Below are 16840 nucleotides of genomic sequence, written 5' to 3'. Positions count from 1 at the left end.
ACGTCACGCCCGTTATCTCTTCGTTATCGCTTGCGCCAGGTCCGATCACATTCCGATCACAGCCTGACGGTCATGACCACGCGTACAGCAGCTTCGTCCCGGGGCAGTCGCCGGAGCGGTCCCTCGCATGCCTCGCCCAGCAGAGGGAAGCGGAAGGGGCCCGTCTGGGGAGCCGTGGCCGCGCTGGCGGTCCTGGGCGCCGCCGGGTTCGCGGCCGTCGACGGGGGTTCGTCCGGTACGGGTGCGGCCCACGCCGGCGGCCCGACCGGGCCCACCGAGCGGGCGCGCTCCGGGCGCCTCGGCGCCACCGGTCCGGCGCACGGCTCCCGGTCCCCGTCGCCCGGTCCGGCCACCACCTCCGCCTCGCCTCGCCCCGGTACCTCGCCCACCCCGGAGATCCCGGCCACGGGACCGGGCACGTTCGTCACCGCGGCCGGCGGCAGCACCAGGGTCGGGTCCGGGACGGTCCTGCGCTACCGGGTCGACGTCGAGAACGGCATCGACCTGTCCACGGCGGACGTCGCCCGGCAGGTCGAGCGGATCCTGGCCGACCGGCGTGGCTGGACCGCCGACGGCCACTCGGCGTTCGAACGGGTGTCGAGCGGTCCGACCGACTTCGTCGTCCGGGTCGCGACGCCCGGGACGGTGGACAGGATCTGCGGGGAGTACGGGCTGGACACCGGCGGCGAGGTCAACTGCGACGTGGGCCGGCAGGTCATGGTGAACCTCAGGCGCTGGCTCCTCGCGACCCCCGTCTACGCCCGGCGCGTCAAGGACTACCGGGCGCTGATCATCAACCACGAGGTCGGCCACTTCCTCGGCCACGGCCATGTCGGCTGCCCGGGTGCCGGGCAGCCGGCTCCCGTGATGATGCAGCAGATCAAGGGCATGCACGGGTGCCTGCCCAACGTCTGGCCGTACGACGAGAAGGGGCGGTACCTGACCGGACCGGCCGTGTCCTGACCCGGCCGCCGGTGCGGTGCGCCCCGCGGGCATGACATGAAGGCTCAAGTGAGCTGATACGCTCCCGACGTGACCGCTCCCGACCAGCCCCGACCGGACGACGAGCACGCCGACCGGTGGCTGACGCCCGCTGAACTGGCCTCGTGGATGTCGGTGGTCCGTCTGATCAACCGGCTGCCCTGGGCCCTGGACGCCCAGCTGCAGCGGGACGCGGACCTGAGCATGGTCGAGTACATGGCCATGGCGATGCTGGCCGAGACGCCCGACCGGACCCTGCGGATGAGTGTGCTGGCCGAGGAGACCAACTCGTCGCTGTCCCGGCTGTCGCACCTGGTGAAGCGGCTGGAGAAGCGTGGTTACGTCCGGCGGGAACCGGACCCGGCCGACGGGCGGTTCACCAACGCCATCCTGCTGCCCGACGGCATGCGGAAGCTGGAGTCGGCCGCGCCCGCCCATGTGGCCAACGTCCGCCACCTCGTCGTGGACAACCTCTCTCCCGAGCGTCTTCGCCGGCTCGGCCAGGACGCCGAACGCATCCTCGGACGGATCGACTCGCCGGTGCGCTGAGCGCACCACGATGACTTGAGCGTTAAGGCGACCGTACGGGCACTGTCTACTGCTCGCGGCCCGCGTCCCCGAGTTCCTTGAGCAGCAGGGTCAGGGTCGCCAGCCGGTCGGGGCCGAGCAGTTCCTCTATCCAGCGGCTGGTCTCCTGGGCCTGCTCGCGGCCCAGCGCCGTGCGTTCCCGCCCGGCGGGAGTCAGGGCGATCAGCTGGCGGCGGCGGTTGTCGGGATCCGTGTTCTTGGTGACCAGTCCGCGCGCCACGAGCCGGTCGAGCAGGGGAGTGAGCGTCGAGCGGTCGACCGCGGCGAGAGCGCCGAGCGTCTTCTGGTCCAGGCTTCCGCGTTCGTCCAGGATCTGAAGCACGGCGAACTGCGGCGGCGTCAGGTCGCCGCTGCGCAGCTGCCACGAGGCGTTCACCGCCTGCGAGGCCCGTCGCAGCTGGTGGGCCATGCCGTCTTCCAGCGTTCCGTCGTATCGCGCACCACTCGTCATGGGCCCAGGTTACCTCCGTGCACTGTCATTCCGCACACGGAGCGTTTGCCATCGCAAGGCAGGTGGTCTAGATTGATCCGTGTACGGACTTACCGCGTACGGAAGGTGTTTCTCATGCCGCGACGAGTGATCTTGGGGATGACGGGGGCCACCGGCGCCGTCTTCGGTGTCGAACTGCTGCGCATGCTGCGGGAGCAGCCGGACGTGGAGACCCATCTCGTGCTGTCCCAGTGGGCCAGGGCGACCATTCATCTGGAGACCGACCACTCGGTGCGCGACGTCACCGACCTGGCGGACGTGACGTACGCGTGGAACGACCAGGGCGCGGCGATCTCGTCCGGCTCTTTCCCGGTCGACGCCATGATCATCGCGCCGTGCAGCATGAAGACCCTCGCCGGGATCCGCACCGGATACGCCGACGGCCTCATCCCGCGCGCCGCCGACGTCACGCTGAAGGAACGGCGGCCCCTGGTGCTCGTGCCGAGGGAGACCCCGCTCAGCGAGATCCATCTGGAGAACATGCTCGCGCTCTCCCGCATGGGAGCGCGGATCGTGCCGCCGATGCCGGCCTTCTACAACCGCCCGCAGACCATCGACGACCTCGTCGGGCACATCGCCGTCCGAGTGCTGGACCAGATCGGCATCCAGGTGCCGTCGGACCGGCGCTGGGACGGAATGCCCCGCCAGTCCGAACCGAAAGGCGCAACCAGCTGATGTCCGCCACCGATGACTTCCGTTCCTACCTCGCCGCGCTCGAAGAGCTGGGCGACCTCCAGCGCATCTCCCGGGTGATCGATCCCGACCTGGAGGCGTCCGCCGTCACCCGGCGCTCCACCGAGAACGGCCGCCCCGCCCCGTTCTTCGAGCACCTCAAGGGGGTCGCCGAGGGCTTCCGCATGGTCGGCGCCCCCGGTGCCCTGTCCAGCATCCCCGGGCATCCGCTGGCCCGGATCTCCCTCTCGCTCGGCCTGCCCCACACCACGACCGCCGCCGAACTGGTCGAAAGGCTCGCGCAGGCGGGCACCGGGGAACTGCTCCCGCCGCGGCGGGTGGCGTCCACCGGCGCGCCCTGCAAGCAGCACGTCCTGACCGGTGACGACGCCCGGCTCGACCGGTTCCCGATCCCGTTCGTCCATCAGGCCGACGGCGGCCCCTACGTCAACACCTGGGGCGTCGTCGTCGCCAGGACACCGGACGGCCGCTGGACCAACTGGGCCATCTCCCGGATCATGAAGATCGACGACCGGCACATGACCGGACTGGTCCTGCCGGGCCAGCACCTCGGGATGATCTGGCGCGAGTGGGAGGCCATCGGCGAACCGATGCCGTACGCCCTCTTCCAGGGCGGTGACCCGGGTGCCGCCGTGGTCGGCGGCATGACCGTCCCGACCGAGGTCGACGAGGGCGCGTATCTCGGAGCGCTGCTCGGCAGGCCGGTCGACGTGGTGAAGTGCGAGACCAACGACCTGGAGGTGCCGGCCTCCGCCGAGGTCGTCATCGAGGGCCACCTGTCCGCGACCCGCGACGCCGTCGAGGGGCCGTTCGCCGAGTTCCACGGCTGGGCACTGCCCGAGACCTCGCCGCAGCCGCTGTTCGGCATCGAGGCGATCACCTACCGGGACGCCCCGATCTGGCCGCTCGCCCCCGCCGGACGGCCCGTCGACGACTCGCACGTCGCACCCGCCGCCGGAATCTCCGGCGAGGTCGTCGCGGAACTGCGCAAGGCCGGGCTGCCCGTCACCACCGCCTGGCTGCCGCTGCGCGCCGCCTGCTTCTGGACGGTGATCACGGTCCCGTCGAACTGGCGCGACCTGATGCCCGGCATGGACACCGCGCGGTTCGTGCACCGCATCGGCGAGGTGCTCAACGGCACCCGGGTCGGCCGGCTCTCCCCGGTCGTCTACGTCCTCGACGACGACGTGGACCCGGCGAACGACTCGGACCTGCTGTGGGCACTGGCCACCCGGGTGCACCCGACGCTGCGTCAGGAGCAGTGGCACGGGCCGATCATGCCGTGGTACCCGTGCTTCACCGAGGAGGAACTGCACAGCGGCTGGGGAGCCGTCGTCGTCCATGACGCGCTGCTCCCGGCGGAGGGCCACGGCCGCGCCCCGCAGGCCACCTTCGAGGGCGTCTTCCCGGCGGAGCTGCGCGCCAGGGTCCTCGCCGCCGAGGCCCAGTCGGCCGAGGCCGGCCCCGGCGCCTGACAGGTCACAGCGCCGGGAGCAGCTCCATCGCCTGCAGCGGCCGCGGATGGAACAGGCGCAGCCGGTGCACCCGGCCGGCCTCGTCCAGCGTCATCAGCCAGGCCACGGTGGGCGGGCAGTGCCCGGGGTCGTCGGACGGGTTGACGATGTCCATCTCCCAGATGGCCAGCGACCGTCCGGCGACGGCATGCGCGAGGCGCTGCCGCACCCCGGCGGCGATGTCGCCGTCCATGGCACGCACCAGCAGGTCCCCGCCCCCGACCCGGTCATCGCCCCTGAGCAGGGCGACCTCGGGGGACCAGCGTTCCGTGAGCAGCGCGCCGAAGTGCCCGCTCTCGGCGGCCGCCAGTGTCTCCCGGGCCTGGGTACGGCTGTCCCGGGTGCGCCGCGCGGTGTCGCCGTGCGCGGCGTCCGCCGTGCCGGCCAGGGCCGCCGCGAGCTTGGCCCGGCCCTGACTGAGCCGGCTGCGGACCGTGCCGACGGGGATCCCGCAGACGCCGGCTATCTCCTCGTACGAGGTGACGCTCGTGGTGAAGTGGCGCAGCACCAGCGGCAGCCGCAGCGTCGGGGAGAGTTCCTCCAGCGCCGCCCAGATCCAGTCCCGCAGCGCGCTCTGTTCCAGCCACTGCTCCGGACCCGCCTCCGCGGACGGCAGGTGCAGGCCCTCGTCCACCGGCCGGACCGGAACCGCGTCCCGCAGCAGGGAGCGCGCGGCGTTGCGCACGATCATCCGCAGCCACGCGCCCACCGCCCCCGGATCGCGGACGTCGCCGATCCGCCGCAGCGCGGTCAGCGCCGCGTCCTGCAGGACGTCCTCGGTGTCCGGGCCCGGCCCGAGCAGGCTCAGCGCCACCGCGCGCATACCCGCGCGGTGGCGTTCGAGCAGCAGCCCCAGGGCGACGACCTCGCCCGCCTGCGCGGCCCGGGTGAGCACCGCGTCCTCGACGCGCGCGGCCTCGGCCGTCTCCTGGATCACGAGGCCGCACCGGCGAGGGAGAAGGCGGCTGCGGGACCGGGTGCCGAACCGGCACCAGGTGGTGTGTCCTTCCGGCGCCCGGACCGGAGCAACCGCATCTTCTCGGCCTCTCTGTTCTCGCGGGCTCCGGCTAGTCCTCGTCGCCGAGTTCCGGCAGCCAGCTGCCGTGGAAACCCGCCGGGACAGCGTAGGGGAGTTCCACCACCGCCTGCTCGGAGAGGTCCGTGGCGTCGAGGACGAGCAGTTCCCCGGCCTTGCCGTCGTCGTCGGAGACGAGCGACAGCAGCCAGCCCTCGTCCTCGCTCCGGCCCTTCGCGGCCGGGACGAACACCGCCTCACCCGCGTACCGGGCGCCGGGCGTCGCATGGACCCGGGTGGTCTGGCCCGTGAGGTCGTGCTTGGCTATGCCGTCACCGGAGACCGTGTACAGGTAGCGGTTCTCGCGCCCGGTGAGGGTCTCGTTGTGGGTGGGGAACTCGGCGTCCCGGTCGTCCAGCTGGTGCTCGGTGGCCTTGCCGGTGGCCGGGTCCAGCGTCCAGCGGTACAGCACCGCGGGCGCCTGGACGAGGCCCGGCTCCGGCACGACGGCCACGCCGGTGGGCCCGCCGATGTCGCCCCAGGCGTGCTCGAACCTGTCGTGGTCGTAGCGCACCGCGTCGAGGACGATCCGTCCCTGCGCGTCCTCGGAGGCGTTGCCGACGTGGAAGACGTAGCAGGGGTCGACGTCGAACCAGCGCACCTCGGTGCTGCCGGGCGTGCGGGACATGATGCCGAGCCGCGCGCCGTAGCCCTCGTCCCACTGGTAGGGCATGCCGCCGTGGCCGGCGAGTTCGGGCCGGAAGACGACGGGCAGGTCCATCCAGACGATGTGGTGCTCGGTGATGGCGAAGTCGTGCATCATCGTCGGGCCCGGCACCTCGATCGGGCGGCTGTCGACCAGCTCCCCCTCCGCGGTGACCCGGTGGTAGGTGAGATACGGCGGGGCGAACGCGGTTCCGAACAGGTGGAGTTCGCCGGTGACCGGATCCTCCTTGGGGTGTGCGGTCATCGACGTGGTCAGCTTGCCGCCGAAGTCGTACGGCCCGACGGTCTCCAGTGCCGGGGTGACCCAGTAGGGGAAGCCGACCTCGCACAGCGCCAGCACCGTGTCGGCGTGCCGGATGACATGGGTGTTGCCGGGTGTCGCGGTGAGGTCGAAGGTGCCGTCCTCGCGGACGAACGGGTGGCCCTCCAGCTCCCTGGTGCGGATCCACCGGTTGCGGTACCACTCGGCGTTTCCGTCGCGCAGCCGGAGGCCGTGGAGCATGCCGGGGCCGGTGAACCAGTGGCCGTTGTCCTCGTCGGGCAGCGGGTTGGGGCCGTTGCGCAGGTAGCGGCCGTCCAGTTCGGACGGGAGGGTGCCGCGCACGGTGAGGTTGAAGGCGCTGTGCTCCTCGGCGACCGGGGCGAATCGGCCTCGGAGGTAGAGGGGGAGGGTGGTCTCTTCGGTCATGGTGCTTTCCTTGTCCGGGCCGGCAGGGCGGTGCCGGCCCCGTGCTGGATCAGGTCCGGGGTGATCAGGCGGTGGCCGGGCAGGAGCTCGGCCTGCTGCCCGGCGTTCGGGATCCCGGACGCCGTGCGGAGCAGTGGCGACGGGTCACCGGGGTGCGGACGACAGCCCCTGGGACTCCAGCAGGCGCCGCTGCACCCGCTCCGGGTAGACCTTCGTGAAGACGATCGGGGCGGTCAGGCCGATGACGTGGGCGGTGATGCCCACCCAGGCCGGGGCGTCCACCGCGTTGCTGATGGCCAGGGCGACGGCGATGAAGGTGAAGCCGGCGCCCCAGGAGCTGGTGATGTGGTTGTTGACCTGGAGGAACTCGGGCATGTCCCAGTACTCGCGCGGCGTCTGGCGCTTGGCGATGCCCAGCGTGAAGGGGCGGCGGATCGCCATGGATCCCCACGCGGTGGCGGCCAGCCAGGCGAACGAGAGGACGTCCGTGTGGTCCTTCAGCCCCGAGTCAGGGTTGCTGAGGGAGACGCCGCCGATCACGAGGAAGTACAGGATGGTGCTGGCCTCCAGGATCAGCGCGTCGAGGTCGACCCCCCGACGGCGGTCCTGGAGCAGCAGCACCAGCCCCGAGACGACACCGGCGACAGCGCCCCAGCGCCAGTCGACGAAGCCCGACACGACGCCGGCGACGATCCAGGGGACGAAGCCGCGCAGATAAGCCATGAAACCCATTGAATGTTCCTTGCTGAATCAATTGGACGGCCCTGGAGGGGGGTTGCTCCGCGGCCGTTCGAGAACCGACGCGGACTAGATGCAGGACGAGCGCCAAAGTTCGACCGCGGGAGTGTGACCCTCGTCACGATGATGTTTGGATGACCGGACGCGCCCGCTGTCATACTGACCGGCGTGATGCGTGCGGGGGCATGGCGGGACACCGGGCGCCGGCCGCGCCGCCGGATCGCCCAACGGCCCTACGCCTGCGCGGTGTTGCTCGGATGCCTCGCGGTCACCGAGTCCCTCGCGGAGTTCGTCGCCGGCCACGGCTCGGTCCCGCGGATGTTCGCGGACGCCGCCTCCGGCACCGGCCGCGTGCAACTCACCCTGGTCATAGGGCTGTTCTGCCTGGCAACGGCGCTACCGCCGCTGTTCCTGCGGCCGTTGGCGGCCGGGGTCACGGTCACCGCCGCGAGCCTCGGCTCGCTCACGATCCTCCACACCCTGACGGTCGCGGGACTCACGGCCCAGCTCGTCGTCCAGTACCGGCTGGCCCGCACCGGTTCCACACCGCTCGCGCTCCTGCTCGGCGCGCCCTTCCTCGCCCTGGCCCTGTCCACGGTCACGGACATGGCCACGGTCACGGACACCGCTACGGACACGGCCACCCGCACGGTGCTGCTCGCCGCGCTCGCGCCCGCCGCCGCCTGTGCCGGGCTCGCCGCACGGGCCGCCGAGCACCGGCGCGCGCACTCCGCCGCACGCCAAGTCATGGCCGTGACCGAATGGGAGAACGCGGCGCGGGGCGAGCGCGCCCGGATCGTCCGTGAACTCCACGACGTCGTCGGCCACCACCTCTCCATGATCGCCGTACAGGCCGAGACCGCCCGGGTGGCCACCCCCGGCATGCCCGCCCAGGGCGCCGAACGCCTCCTCGGCATCGGGGACACCGCACGCGCCGCGCTCACCGAGATGCGCCGGCTGCTCGGTGTGCTGCGCGCGGACACCGGGTCCGCGACCGGCGGCGAGCGCAACCCCCAGCCGGGCCTGCGCCACCTCAACGACCTCCTCGACGAGGCCCGTTCGGCCGCCGGCGGCTCCGTCCGGCTGGTCCTCAGCGGCTTTCCCCGCACCCTCGACCCCGGGGTCGAACTCGCCGTCTACCGGATCGTCCAGGAGTCCCTCACCAACGCCCGCAAACACGCGCCGGGCGCCGCCGTGGACGTCGAACTGCACTACACCGACGACCGCCTGCACCTGCGCGTCCGCGACAACGGCCCAGGCCCGGACGCCGGTCGACCCCCCGACGGACACGGCCTGTTGGGCATGCGCGAGCGGGCCGCCGCGGTGGCCGGGGACGTCCGCACCGGCTCGGCGGACGTCGGCGGCTTCGTGGTGGCCGCCCGCTTCCCCGCGCCGCCGCGCGACGAACCCGAGGCCAGGACGGAAGAGAGCGCATGAGCGTCCCCACCCCGCCGATCCGCGTCGTGATCGCCGACGACCACCTGGTCGTCCGCACCGGCTTCGCCGCGCTGCTGGACTCCCAGCCCGACTTCACCGTCGTCGGCACCGCCGCCGACGGCACCGAGGCAGTCGGCGTGTGCCGGGAGACCCGCCCCGACGTCGTCCTCATGGACATCCGTATGCCGGGTCTGGACGGCATAGAGGCCACCCGCCGGCTCCTGGGCACCGCACCGGAACAGACCGGCCGGCCGCGGGTCCTCATCCTCACCACCTTCGACCTGGACGAGTACGTCTACGACGCCCTGCGCGCCGGCGCCAGCGGCTTCCTGCTCAAGGAGGTCACCGCCGAGCGGCTCTTCGACGCCGTCCGGGTCGTCGCCGCCGGGGACGCCCTGCTCGCCCCCGCCATCACCCGCCGGCTGATCGGCGAGTTCGCCCGGCTGCCCGACCGGGCCGCCGCGAGTGTCCCGCCGCCCCGGCTGGGCACGCTCACCGCCCGGGAGACCGAGGTGCTGCTGCTCGTCGCCGAGGGCCTGTCGAACCCGGAGATCGCGGCCCGGCTCGTCGTCGGCGAGGAGACGGTCAAGACCCACGTCAGCCGGATCCTCGCCAAGCTCGGCCTGCGCGACCGCACCCAGGCCGTCGTCGCCGCCTACGAGTCAGGACTCGTCGTCCCCCGTGCGAGGGATGCGAAAGCTGGCTCCGAGGGGTGACGCGTCCGGCCGCCGCGCTTCCTAGCCTGGCGGTCATGGAAACGACGATCCAGGTCAGTGGCTTGCACAAGCGCTTCGGGAGCGTGCGGGCGCTGGACGGGATGGAGTTCACCGTCCGGCCCGGCCGGGTCACCGGCTTCGTGGGCCCGAACGGCGCCGGCAAGTCCACCACGATGCGGGTGATCCTCGGCCTGGACCGGCCCGACCGGGGCAGCGCCCTCGTCGGCGGCCGCCGGTACCACGAACTGCGCACCCCCTTCACCCGCATCGGGGCGCTGCTGGACGCCGCGGCCGTCCAGCCCGCCCGCACCGCCCGCCACCATCTGCTGTGGCTGGCGCACTCCCAGGGCCTGCGCGCCGCACGGGTCGAGGAGGTGCTCGGGCAGGTCGGCCTGCGGGACGCGGCGCACCGGAAGGCGGGCGGCTTCTCGCTCGGCATGCGGCAGCGGCTCGGCATCGCGGCCGCCCTGCTCGGCGACCCGCCCGCGGTGATGCTGGACGAACCGTTCAACGGGCTCGACCCGGAAGGCTTCCGGTGGATGCGCGGCTTCCTCGCGTCCCTCGCCGGGGAGGGACGGGCCGTCCTGGTCTCCAGCCACCTCATGGGCGAACTCCAGGACACCGCCGACCATGTGATCGTCGTCGGCCGGGGCCGGGTCGTCGCCGACATGAGCGTGCGTGAGCTGCTGGAGTCCGTCTCCCGCGGACAGGTCACCCTGCGTACCTCCGCGCGCGGCGACGCCATGACGGTGCTCGCCCGCGCCGGCGCCACCGTCAGTTCCACGGGCCCCGACTCGGTCACCGTCACCGGGCTGGCCGCCGAGCGGATCGTCTCGCTGCTCGGCGGGCACGGTGTGCCGTTCGCCGAGGTCGCCGCGCATCGCGCCTCCCTTGAGGAGGCGTACATGGAACTGACCCGCGACGCCGTCCAGTACCGCGGGACCCTGCCCGAGGAGGCCGGTCGATGACCACGGCCACCCTCGGCGGGTTCGGGCCGCTGCTGCACGCGGAGTGGACCAAGTTCCGTACCGTGCGCGGCTGGTGGGTGAGCAGCGTCGGCGCCGCCCTCGTCGTCTGCCTGGTCGGGCTGCTCGCCACCGCGGCCGGCAACCGGGGCTCGGGTTCGGCCCTCCCCGTCGGCCCGGGCGGCGAGGCGGTCAACGATGACTTCTCCTTCGTGCACCGGTCGCTGACCGGCGACGGCACGATCACCGTCGCCGTGACCTCGCTCACCGGCGTGATCGCCACCGACCCCGGCCACACCGGATCCGGCCTCGCACCCTGGGCGAAGGCCGGGATCATCGTCAAGGGCGGACTGGCGCAGGGCTCGTCGTACGCGGCGGTCATGGTCACGGGAGGCCACGGCGTGCGGATGCAGTACGACTACACGCACGACGTCGCCGGAGCGGCGGGTCCGGTCTCCTCCTCGTCGCCGCGCTGGCTCCGGCTGCGGCGCGCGGGCGACGTGCTCACCGGCTACCAGTCGGCCGACGGCCGCACCTGGAGCGAGGTCGGCACCGCCCGGCTCGCGGGGCTCCCGGACACCGTCCGGGCAGGGCTGTTCGTGACCTCGCCGTCGGCCCGGCAGTCCACCGGGACCGGTTCCGGCTTCGCGCCCGCGGTGGCCACCGGCGGCTTCGACCGGATCGCCCTGGACGGGGGCTGGACGCCGGGCGGTTGGCGGTACCGGCAGGTGGGCGACGACGCCGGGGCCTCGGGCAGCTACACCGCGGGCACCAAGGGCACGGCCGTACGGTCCGGTTCCGGTTACACCGTGACCGGGGCCGGGGACATCGCGCCGGTCGTCGGCGGCCCGGCCACCAGCGGGGTGCGGACCATCGAGAACTTCCTCGTCGGCGCGTTCGCCGGGCTCGTCGTGGTCGTGGTGGTCGCCGCCGGATACATCACCGTCGAGTACCGGCGCGGACTCATCGGCCTCACCCTCGCCGCCAGCCCGCGCCGCGGCCGGGTCCTCGTGGCCAAGGCGCTCGTGGTGGGCGGGGTCTCCTTCCTCGCCGGGACGGCCGCCGCCGCCGTGATGGTCCCGCTCGGCTCAGCGCGTTCGCGGGCCGGCGGCTTCCCGGTGCTCACCGTGCCCACCGGCACCGAGGTGCGGGTCGTCGTCGGCACCGGCATGCTGCTCGCCGCCGCCGCGGTGTTCGCCCTCGGCGTCGGCACGATCCTGCGGCGCAGCGCCGTCGCCATCACCGTGGTGGTCGTCGGCATGGTCCTGCCCTACCTGCTCGCGACGGCGTCGGTGCTGCCCGACGGGGCGGCCGAGTGGCTGCTGCGGGTCACCCCGGCCGCCGGGTTCGCCGTCCAGCAGAGCGTCGTGCGGTACGACCAGGTGGTCACCGTCTACGCGCCGTCGTCCGGGTACTTCCCGCTCTCGCCCTGGGCCGGGTTCGCGGTGCTGTGCGGCTACGCGGCCGTCGCGTTCGGGTCCGCCGTCGTGCTGCTGCGCCGGAGGGACGCATGAGGCGCGCCGGGCACGCGGAGTGGACGAAGCTGCGCACCGACACCGCCAACGCCTGGCTGGTGCTGAGCCTGGTCGCGCTGACCGTGGCGGTCGGCGCCGGGGTGGCGATGTCCTCCCGGTGCGACGCCCCGGGCTGCGGCGGTGATCCCGCGCGGCTGAGCCTGACCGGGGTCATGGCCGGGCAGGTCGCGGTCGCGGTCCTGGCCGTCCTGACGGTAGGCAACGAGTACGGCACCGGCATGATGCGCACCACCCTGACGGCGGTGCCGCGACGGCTGACGGTCCTGTCCGCCAAGGCCGCCGTCCTCACCGCCGTGACGCTGGCGGCCGCGACGGTCTCGGTGCTCGGCTCGCTGCTGATCGGGCGGCTGGTCGAGCCGGGCCGGGGCTTCACCCGGGAACACGGCTACCCGGCCCTGTCGTTGACCGAGGGGCCCACCCTGCGGGCCGCGGCCGGCTCCGTGCTCTACCTGGCGCTGATCGGCCTGCTGAGCCTGGGCCTGGCGCTCGCGGTACGGAACTCGGCCACCGCGGTCGGCATCGTGCTGGCGCTGCTGTTCGTCTTCCCGGTCCTCGCCCAGGTCGTGGCCGACCCGGACTGGCAGCGCCACCTCCAGCAGTTCGCGCCGATGACGGCCGGCCTGGCCGTCCAGACGACCGTCGGCATCGGCCGACCGCCCATCGGCCCCTGGCAGGGGCTGGGCGTCCTGGCCCTCTGGGCGGTCGCCGCCCTCACGGCGGGCGGCCGGCTGCTGCGCTTGCGCGATGCGTGAACGCGACACGTGGACGCGACACGTGAACCGGCCGCCCGTCGCGGGCGGGTCAGCCCTCGATCCAGCCGTGGTTCTTCGCGAACTGGGCCAGCGCGCCCCGGACCCGCACGATCTCCTCCGCGGTGAGCGTGGGCGCCGACGCCAGCAGCGTCTCGGTGACCTCGCGGGTGAACTCGTCCGCGCTGAGCAGATCGCACAGCGAGTCGTCGTCCGGCCCGAGCGTGCGGACGTCGGCTCCCCGGGCGAGCCGGACACCGGACGCCTTCGGACCGCGTTCGCCGGCCTCGATCTCGAACTCCACGGCCACGCCGGGGCGGACGTACGACTCCGACATCTGCATGTCGTTCACATGCAGGAAGACGTCCTCTCCGCCACCGTCCGGAGCGATGAAACCGTACCCGCGCGAGCTGTCGAACCGCACCACACGACCAGAAACCATGTGAAACCCCCAACCAAAACCAAACCGGGCCACCTGCCCGGACACCTGGTCCAGATGGTAGTCAAGTCCGGCCCGGTCGGTCGACCGGGCCCGTCGGCCGGTGCCGCGGGCGTGCTCCACGCGATCGTCGGGAGGGCGGGCGGAGCGGGAACTCGGTGCGCCGGAACAGAAGTTGATATGGAAAGCTGTCGCCAGCCGTCGGTGAGCCAAGGGGGGCCGGGACGGTCGTTGAGAGGAGCGCACGTGACGCAGGACGGCAACGGGTCCGTGGAGATCGACACCAGCAAGCCGCATCCGGCGCGGATCTACGACTACCTGCTGGGCGGCAAGGACAACTACGAGGTGGACCGCAAGGCCGCCGACCAGCTCGCCGCCGTCGCGCCCGAGGTGTGGATCTCCGTACGGGCCAACCGCGGCTTCCTCCAGCGCGCGGTCCGGCACGTCATCGGCAGCGGCGTCCGCCAGATCCTCGACATCGGCACCGGGCTGCCCACCTCACCGAACGTGCACGAGGTAGCCCAGGAGCTGGCGCCGGACGTCCGCGTCGCCTACGTCGACAACGACCCGATCGTGAAGGCCCACGGCGACGCGCTGCTCAGCCGGGCCGGTACCACCAGCATCGTCCTCGCCGACCTGCGCGACCCGCAGTCCGTCATCGACCACCCCGAGGTGCGCCGCATCATCGACTTCGGTGAGCCGGTCGCTCTGTTCCTCGTCGCCATCCTCCACTTCGTCCGCGACGAGGAGGAGCCCGAGCGGATCGTGGCCACCCTGCGCGACGCGCTCCCGGCCGGCAGCTTCCTGGTGCTCTCGCACGCCACCGACGACTTCGCCGACGACCGCAGCGAGGCCCAGGCCGTCTACAACAACGCGACCGCCTCCATGAACCTGCGCCCCCGGGCCAGGGTGGAGGGGTTCTTCGACGGGTTCGAGCTGGTCGAACCCGGCGTCGCCCAGGTCCCGTTCTGGCGCCCGGAGGCCACCCCGCCGGCCGGCTCCGAGGAGATCGGCTTCTACGGCGGAGTGGCCGTCAAGAAGGCCTGAGCCGCGGTCGAGCGGGACTGAGCCGCCGTCAGGGCACTCCGAGCTCGAACAGGGCGTAGCCCGCGTACGAGCCGGAGGCCAGCGCCGCGATGCCCAGCAGAACGCAGAGGCAGGGCAGGCCGATCCGGCGCAGCGCGACCGCCGGCGGGACGAACAGCGGGAAGGCGGGCAGCAGATAGCGCGAGACGTTCGCGAAGTACTGCTGACTGCCCAGCACCAGGGCGAGGGTGAGCACCGTGTGGACGACCAGCACCGCCGGCGGCCGCAGCCGGAACAGCAGCGGCAGCAGCGCCAGGTCCAGCAGGACCACCCCGACCCCGATGACGTCCGCGAAGGGGAGCGCGAAGAGATAGCCGAAGTGGCCCACGGGGACGGACGTCAGGACGTCCAGGGTCTGTCTGCCGTAGTCGAACTCGTGCCCCCACGCCCCTGACTGGAGCTCGAAGTAGCCGCGGTAGTCGCCCATGCGGTGGCCCACCCAGCCCAGGTAGCCGAGCAGGCCCAGCGGGGCCACGAGCATCGCGGTCAGCGGACGGGCGACGCCGTCCTCGCGTCGGCGCAGGGCGAGGAGCGCGGCCACGGCGAGTGCGGCGATCAGGGCAACGGCGGTGGGCCGGTTGAGGCCCGCCGTGAAGGTCAGCACCCCCGCCGTCAGCCAGCGGCGGGTCAGCACGGCGTACAGGGCCCAGGCGGCCAGGGCCACGTACAGCGAGTCCGAGTAGACCGCCCACTCCACGCCGGAACCCGGCCACACGGCCCACAGCCCGGCAGCCGCAAGCCCCGCCCGCCGGCCGCCGAACCACGCGGCGACGGCGAAGATCCCCAGCGCCGCCGCGAACGACGCCGCGACCGACACCAGCAGCCCCGCTCCGAACGGGCCGAGCCCGGTGACCTCCATCGCCGTCCGCATCAGCACCGGGTAGAGCGGGAAGAACGCGGCCGAGTTGCCCTGGAGGGTGATCAGGCCGGTGGCCCCGGGGACCGGGACCAGCGCGGGATGGTAGCCGTGCAGGGCGATCTGCTGGTACCACCAGCCGTCCCAGGTGCCCAGCACGTCCCAGGTGTGCGCGCCGCCCCCGAACCGCGGATGCTTCCTGCGGAAGTCCCCGGCCGAGTCCAGCAGATACATGAAGGAGCCGAAGCCGACGAGCTTCAGCACGCCGTACAGCGCGAGGACCGGGCCGTGGCGGCGGACCGCGTCGCGCACGCGCTGTCCGGGGCCCGGCACGGCGGTCCCGGAGGCGGCGGGCCGGGGTGGCGCCGTGTTCTTCAGGGGCGTGGTCATGAGGCCGTGGACTCCGTCCGGCGACGCCGCCCGCCGAAGGCCGACCGCGCGAGGACGAGGGACAGGTGGGCGGTGGCGAGCGCGGCCAGTTCCGCGCGGAGTCCGGCGGCGGGGACCGTGTGCCGCAGGACGGCGAGCGAACCGGCGGTGAGCGCCAGGCGAGCGGCCAGGGCGGGCAGCGCGGGCCGCGGGAGCCGGCCGCGGACCGGCAGGGCGAGCGTCCAGCAGGCCAGCAGGGACAGCGCGTTGGCCACCTGCGCGGCGGCGGCCGGGCGCAGAGCCGCGTACAGGAGCAGATGGGCGAGAGCCATGACGGCCGCGGGGACGACGTACGGTCGTGGTGGCCGCCCCGACGGCAGCGCGCCCGGGGCCGGCGACAGCGCGACCCTCGCGATGCCGCGCAGATCGGCGAGCGCCGTGGACAGCAGCGCGACCCGGCTGTCGGGGTCGTCCACCCAGTCGACCGGCACCTCGTGGATCCGCAGCCCGGCTCGCTCCGCGACCACCAGCAGCTCGGTGTCGAAGAACCACGCGGAGTCCCGCACCAGCGGCAGCAGCCGCGCGGCGGCGTCCCGTCGTACGGCCTTGAACCCGCACTGCGCGTCCGAGAACCCCACCGACAGCGTGCAGCGCAGCAGGACGTTGTAACAGCGGGAGATGGCCTCCCGTTTCGGGCCCCGCACCACCCGGGCGCCGGGCGCCAGCCGGGTGCCGATGGCCAGGTCGGAGTGGCCCGAGAGCAGCGGGGCGACGAGCGGCAGGAGTGCCGCGAGCCCGGTCGACAGGTCCACGTCGAGATAGCCGACGACGGGCGCCGACGATGCCGACCAGACGGCCCGCAGCGCGCGGCCGCGGCCCTTCTCGGCCAGCCGTATCCACTCCACCTCGGGCAGCTCGGCGGCGAGCCGGGCCGCGATGAGCGGGGTGGCGTCGGTGCTGGCGTTGTCCGCGACGGTGATCCGGAAGGGGTACGGGAACGTCTCCCGCAGGTGGGCGTGGAGCCGCCGCACGCTGGGCTCCAGGTCCGCCTCCTCGTTGAACACCGGTACGGCCAGGTCGAGGACCGGCTCGTCATGGTGCGCCGGAGTCGGCGGCGCAGGGACCGGGAGCGTGATCCGAGGATGATTCATGGCGTTTTTTCGCATTCGCTCTCGTTCTCGGGGCGTGCCGAAGACACACCCGGTGGTGGGGTGGGTGAGGGGGTGCGGCCCGCCGGCCGTCCGCTGGCCGGCCG

17 protein-coding genes are annotated in these 16840 nt (G+C 72.9%); 10 read left to right on the top strand and 7 right to left on the bottom strand.

The window, feature by feature from the left end; genetic code table 11:
• Positions 1-174 precede the first annotated feature (174 nt).
• Positions 175-963 carry a DUF3152 domain-containing protein gene (locus KVT45_RS02430; protein WP_308310621.1) on the top strand — a complete coding sequence of 263 codons (789 nt, stop codon included), beginning with the start codon at positions 175-177 and terminating at the stop codon, positions 961-963.
• A 69-nt stretch (positions 964-1032) separates the two neighbouring features.
• Positions 1033-1530, top strand: a complete 498-nt coding sequence (locus KVT45_RS02425) for a MarR family transcriptional regulator (protein WP_308310620.1) — start codon at positions 1033-1035, stop codon at positions 1528-1530.
• Positions 1531-1576: 46 nt separating this feature from the next.
• On the opposite strand, the gene KVT45_RS02420 is transcribed toward KVT45_RS02425, so the two are convergent.
• On the bottom strand, positions 1577-2020 hold the full coding sequence (locus KVT45_RS02420; RefSeq protein WP_217544746.1) for a MarR family winged helix-turn-helix transcriptional regulator: 444 nt from the start codon (positions 2018-2020) through the stop codon (positions 1577-1579).
• Between the two features lie 114 nt (positions 2021-2134).
• Between KVT45_RS02420 and KVT45_RS02415 the strand changes: the two genes are divergently transcribed.
• Positions 2135-2734 (top strand): non-oxidative hydroxyarylic acid decarboxylases subunit B, encoded by a 600-nt coding sequence (locus KVT45_RS02415; protein WP_217544745.1) that lies wholly within the window; start codon positions 2135-2137, stop codon positions 2732-2734.
• Positions 2734-4227 carry a UbiD family decarboxylase gene (locus KVT45_RS02410; protein WP_217544744.1) on the top strand — a complete coding sequence of 498 codons (1494 nt, stop codon included), beginning with the start codon at positions 2734-2736 and terminating at the stop codon, positions 4225-4227. Before KVT45_RS02415 ends, KVT45_RS02410 begins: the two co-directional genes overlap by 1 nt.
• 4 nt (positions 4228-4231) lie before the next feature.
• Here the strand turns inward: KVT45_RS02410 and KVT45_RS02405 are convergent, their stop codons facing one another.
• The 3 genes from KVT45_RS02405 to KVT45_RS02395 all read right to left on the bottom strand — a co-directional run bounded on the left by KVT45_RS02405 (position 4232) and on the right by KVT45_RS02395 (position 7427).
• Positions 4232-5203 (bottom strand): RNA polymerase sigma factor, encoded by a 972-nt coding sequence (locus KVT45_RS02405; protein ID WP_217544743.1) that lies wholly within the window; start codon positions 5201-5203, stop codon positions 4232-4234.
• A gap of 130 nt (positions 5204-5333) precedes the next feature.
• Positions 5334-6695: a carotenoid oxygenase family protein gene (locus KVT45_RS02400; protein WP_217544742.1), complete on the bottom strand. Its 1362-nt coding sequence runs from the start codon at positions 6693-6695 to the stop codon at positions 5334-5336.
• Between the two features lie 144 nt (positions 6696-6839).
• Entirely contained in the window at positions 6840-7427 is a 588-nt protein-coding gene (locus KVT45_RS02395; protein ID WP_254646142.1) for a hypothetical protein, read from the bottom strand.
• Between the two features lie 177 nt (positions 7428-7604).
• On the opposite strand from KVT45_RS02395, the gene KVT45_RS02390 reads away from it, so the two are divergent.
• The 5 genes from KVT45_RS02390 to KVT45_RS02370 are packed head-to-tail and all read left to right on the top strand — an operon-like array spanning position 7605 to position 12838.
• Positions 7605-8870, top strand: a complete 1266-nt coding sequence (locus KVT45_RS02390) for a sensor histidine kinase (RefSeq protein ID WP_254646251.1) — start codon at positions 7605-7607, stop codon at positions 8868-8870.
• Positions 8867-9586 (top strand): response regulator transcription factor, encoded by a 720-nt coding sequence (locus KVT45_RS02385; protein WP_217544741.1) that lies wholly within the window; start codon positions 8867-8869, stop codon positions 9584-9586. Before KVT45_RS02390 ends, KVT45_RS02385 begins: the two co-directional genes overlap by 4 nt.
• 35 nt (positions 9587-9621) lie before the next feature.
• Complete coding sequence (locus tag KVT45_RS02380) at positions 9622-10554, top strand: ATP-binding cassette domain-containing protein (RefSeq protein WP_217544740.1); 933 nt, start codon at positions 9622-9624, stop codon at positions 10552-10554.
• On the top strand, positions 10551-12065 hold the full coding sequence (locus tag KVT45_RS02375) for an ABC transporter permease subunit (RefSeq protein ID WP_217544739.1): 1515 nt from the start codon (positions 10551-10553) through the stop codon (positions 12063-12065). Before KVT45_RS02380 ends, KVT45_RS02375 begins: the two co-directional genes overlap by 4 nt.
• The gene (locus tag KVT45_RS02370) at positions 12062-12838 is read left to right on the top strand and encodes an ABC transporter permease (RefSeq protein WP_217544738.1); all 777 of its coding nucleotides are present in this window, start codon (positions 12062-12064) and stop codon (positions 12836-12838) included. Before KVT45_RS02375 ends, KVT45_RS02370 begins: the two co-directional genes overlap by 4 nt.
• A 49-nt stretch (positions 12839-12887) precedes the next feature.
• Here KVT45_RS02370 and KVT45_RS02365 read toward each other — a convergent pair whose 3' ends face one another.
• On the bottom strand, positions 12888-13277 hold the full coding sequence (locus KVT45_RS02365) for a cold-shock protein (RefSeq protein ID WP_089105746.1): 390 nt from the start codon (positions 13275-13277) through the stop codon (positions 12888-12890).
• A 243-nt stretch (positions 13278-13520) separates the two neighbouring features.
• Between KVT45_RS02365 and KVT45_RS02360 the strand changes: the two genes are divergently transcribed.
• Positions 13521-14321 carry an SAM-dependent methyltransferase gene (locus KVT45_RS02360; protein ID WP_308310619.1) on the top strand — a complete coding sequence of 267 codons (801 nt, stop codon included), beginning with the start codon at positions 13521-13523 and terminating at the stop codon, positions 14319-14321.
• A gap of 28 nt (positions 14322-14349) precedes the next feature.
• On the opposite strand, the gene KVT45_RS02355 is transcribed toward KVT45_RS02360, so the two are convergent.
• The gene (locus KVT45_RS02355; protein WP_254646140.1) at positions 14350-15606 is read right to left on the bottom strand and encodes a hypothetical protein; all 1257 of its coding nucleotides are present in this window, start codon (positions 15604-15606) and stop codon (positions 14350-14352) included.
• Positions 15603-16736, bottom strand: coding sequence for a dolichyl-phosphate beta-glucosyltransferase (locus KVT45_RS02350; protein ID WP_217544736.1), 1134 nt, complete (start codon positions 16734-16736; stop codon positions 15603-15605). Before KVT45_RS02350 ends, KVT45_RS02355 begins: the two co-directional genes overlap by 4 nt.
• Positions 16737-16840 lie beyond the last annotated feature (104 nt).

Origin of the sequence: Streptomyces sp. GbtcB6, from assembly GCF_019091475.1 — a bacterium.
Classification (GTDB): Bacteria; Actinomycetota; Actinomycetes; order Streptomycetales; family Streptomycetaceae; genus Streptomyces; species Streptomyces hyaluromycini.
This window is presented reverse-complemented; position numbering and strand designations above follow the sequence as displayed.

Coding starts and splice junctions, on each gene's coding strand:
- KVT45_RS02415 (WP_217544745.1), top strand. CDS start 2,135: ATGCCGCGACGAGTGATCTTGGGGATGACGGGGGCCACCGGCGCCGTC.
- KVT45_RS02410 (WP_217544744.1), top strand. CDS start 2,734: ATGTCCGCCACCGATGACTTCCGTTCCTACCTCGCCGCGCTCGAAGAG.
- KVT45_RS02370 (WP_217544738.1), top strand. CDS start 12,062: ATGAGGCGCGCCGGGCACGCGGAGTGGACGAAGCTGCGCACCGACACC.
- KVT45_RS02390 (WP_254646251.1), top strand. CDS start 7,605: ATGCGTGCGGGGGCATGGCGGGACACCGGGCGCCGGCCGCGCCGCCGG.
- KVT45_RS02375 (WP_217544739.1), top strand. CDS start 10,551: ATGACCACGGCCACCCTCGGCGGGTTCGGGCCGCTGCTGCACGCGGAG.
- KVT45_RS02355 (WP_254646140.1), bottom strand. CDS start 15,606: ATGACCACGCCCCTGAAGAACACGGCGCCACCCCGGCCCGCCGCCTCC.
- KVT45_RS02395 (WP_254646142.1), bottom strand. CDS start 7,427: ATGGGTTTCATGGCTTATCTGCGCGGCTTCGTCCCCTGGATCGTCGCC.
- KVT45_RS02350 (WP_217544736.1), bottom strand. CDS start 16,736: ATGAATCATCCTCGGATCACGCTCCCGGTCCCTGCGCCGCCGACTCCG.
- KVT45_RS02385 (WP_217544741.1), top strand. CDS start 8,867: ATGAGCGTCCCCACCCCGCCGATCCGCGTCGTGATCGCCGACGACCAC.
- KVT45_RS02420 (WP_217544746.1), bottom strand. CDS start 2,020: ATGACGAGTGGTGCGCGATACGACGGAACGCTGGAAGACGGCATGGCC.
- KVT45_RS02365 (WP_089105746.1), bottom strand. CDS start 13,277: ATGGTTTCTGGTCGTGTGGTGCGGTTCGACAGCTCGCGCGGGTACGGT.
- KVT45_RS02400 (WP_217544742.1), bottom strand. CDS start 6,695: ATGACCGAAGAGACCACCCTCCCCCTCTACCTCCGAGGCCGATTCGCC.
- KVT45_RS02380 (WP_217544740.1), top strand. CDS start 9,622: ATGGAAACGACGATCCAGGTCAGTGGCTTGCACAAGCGCTTCGGGAGC.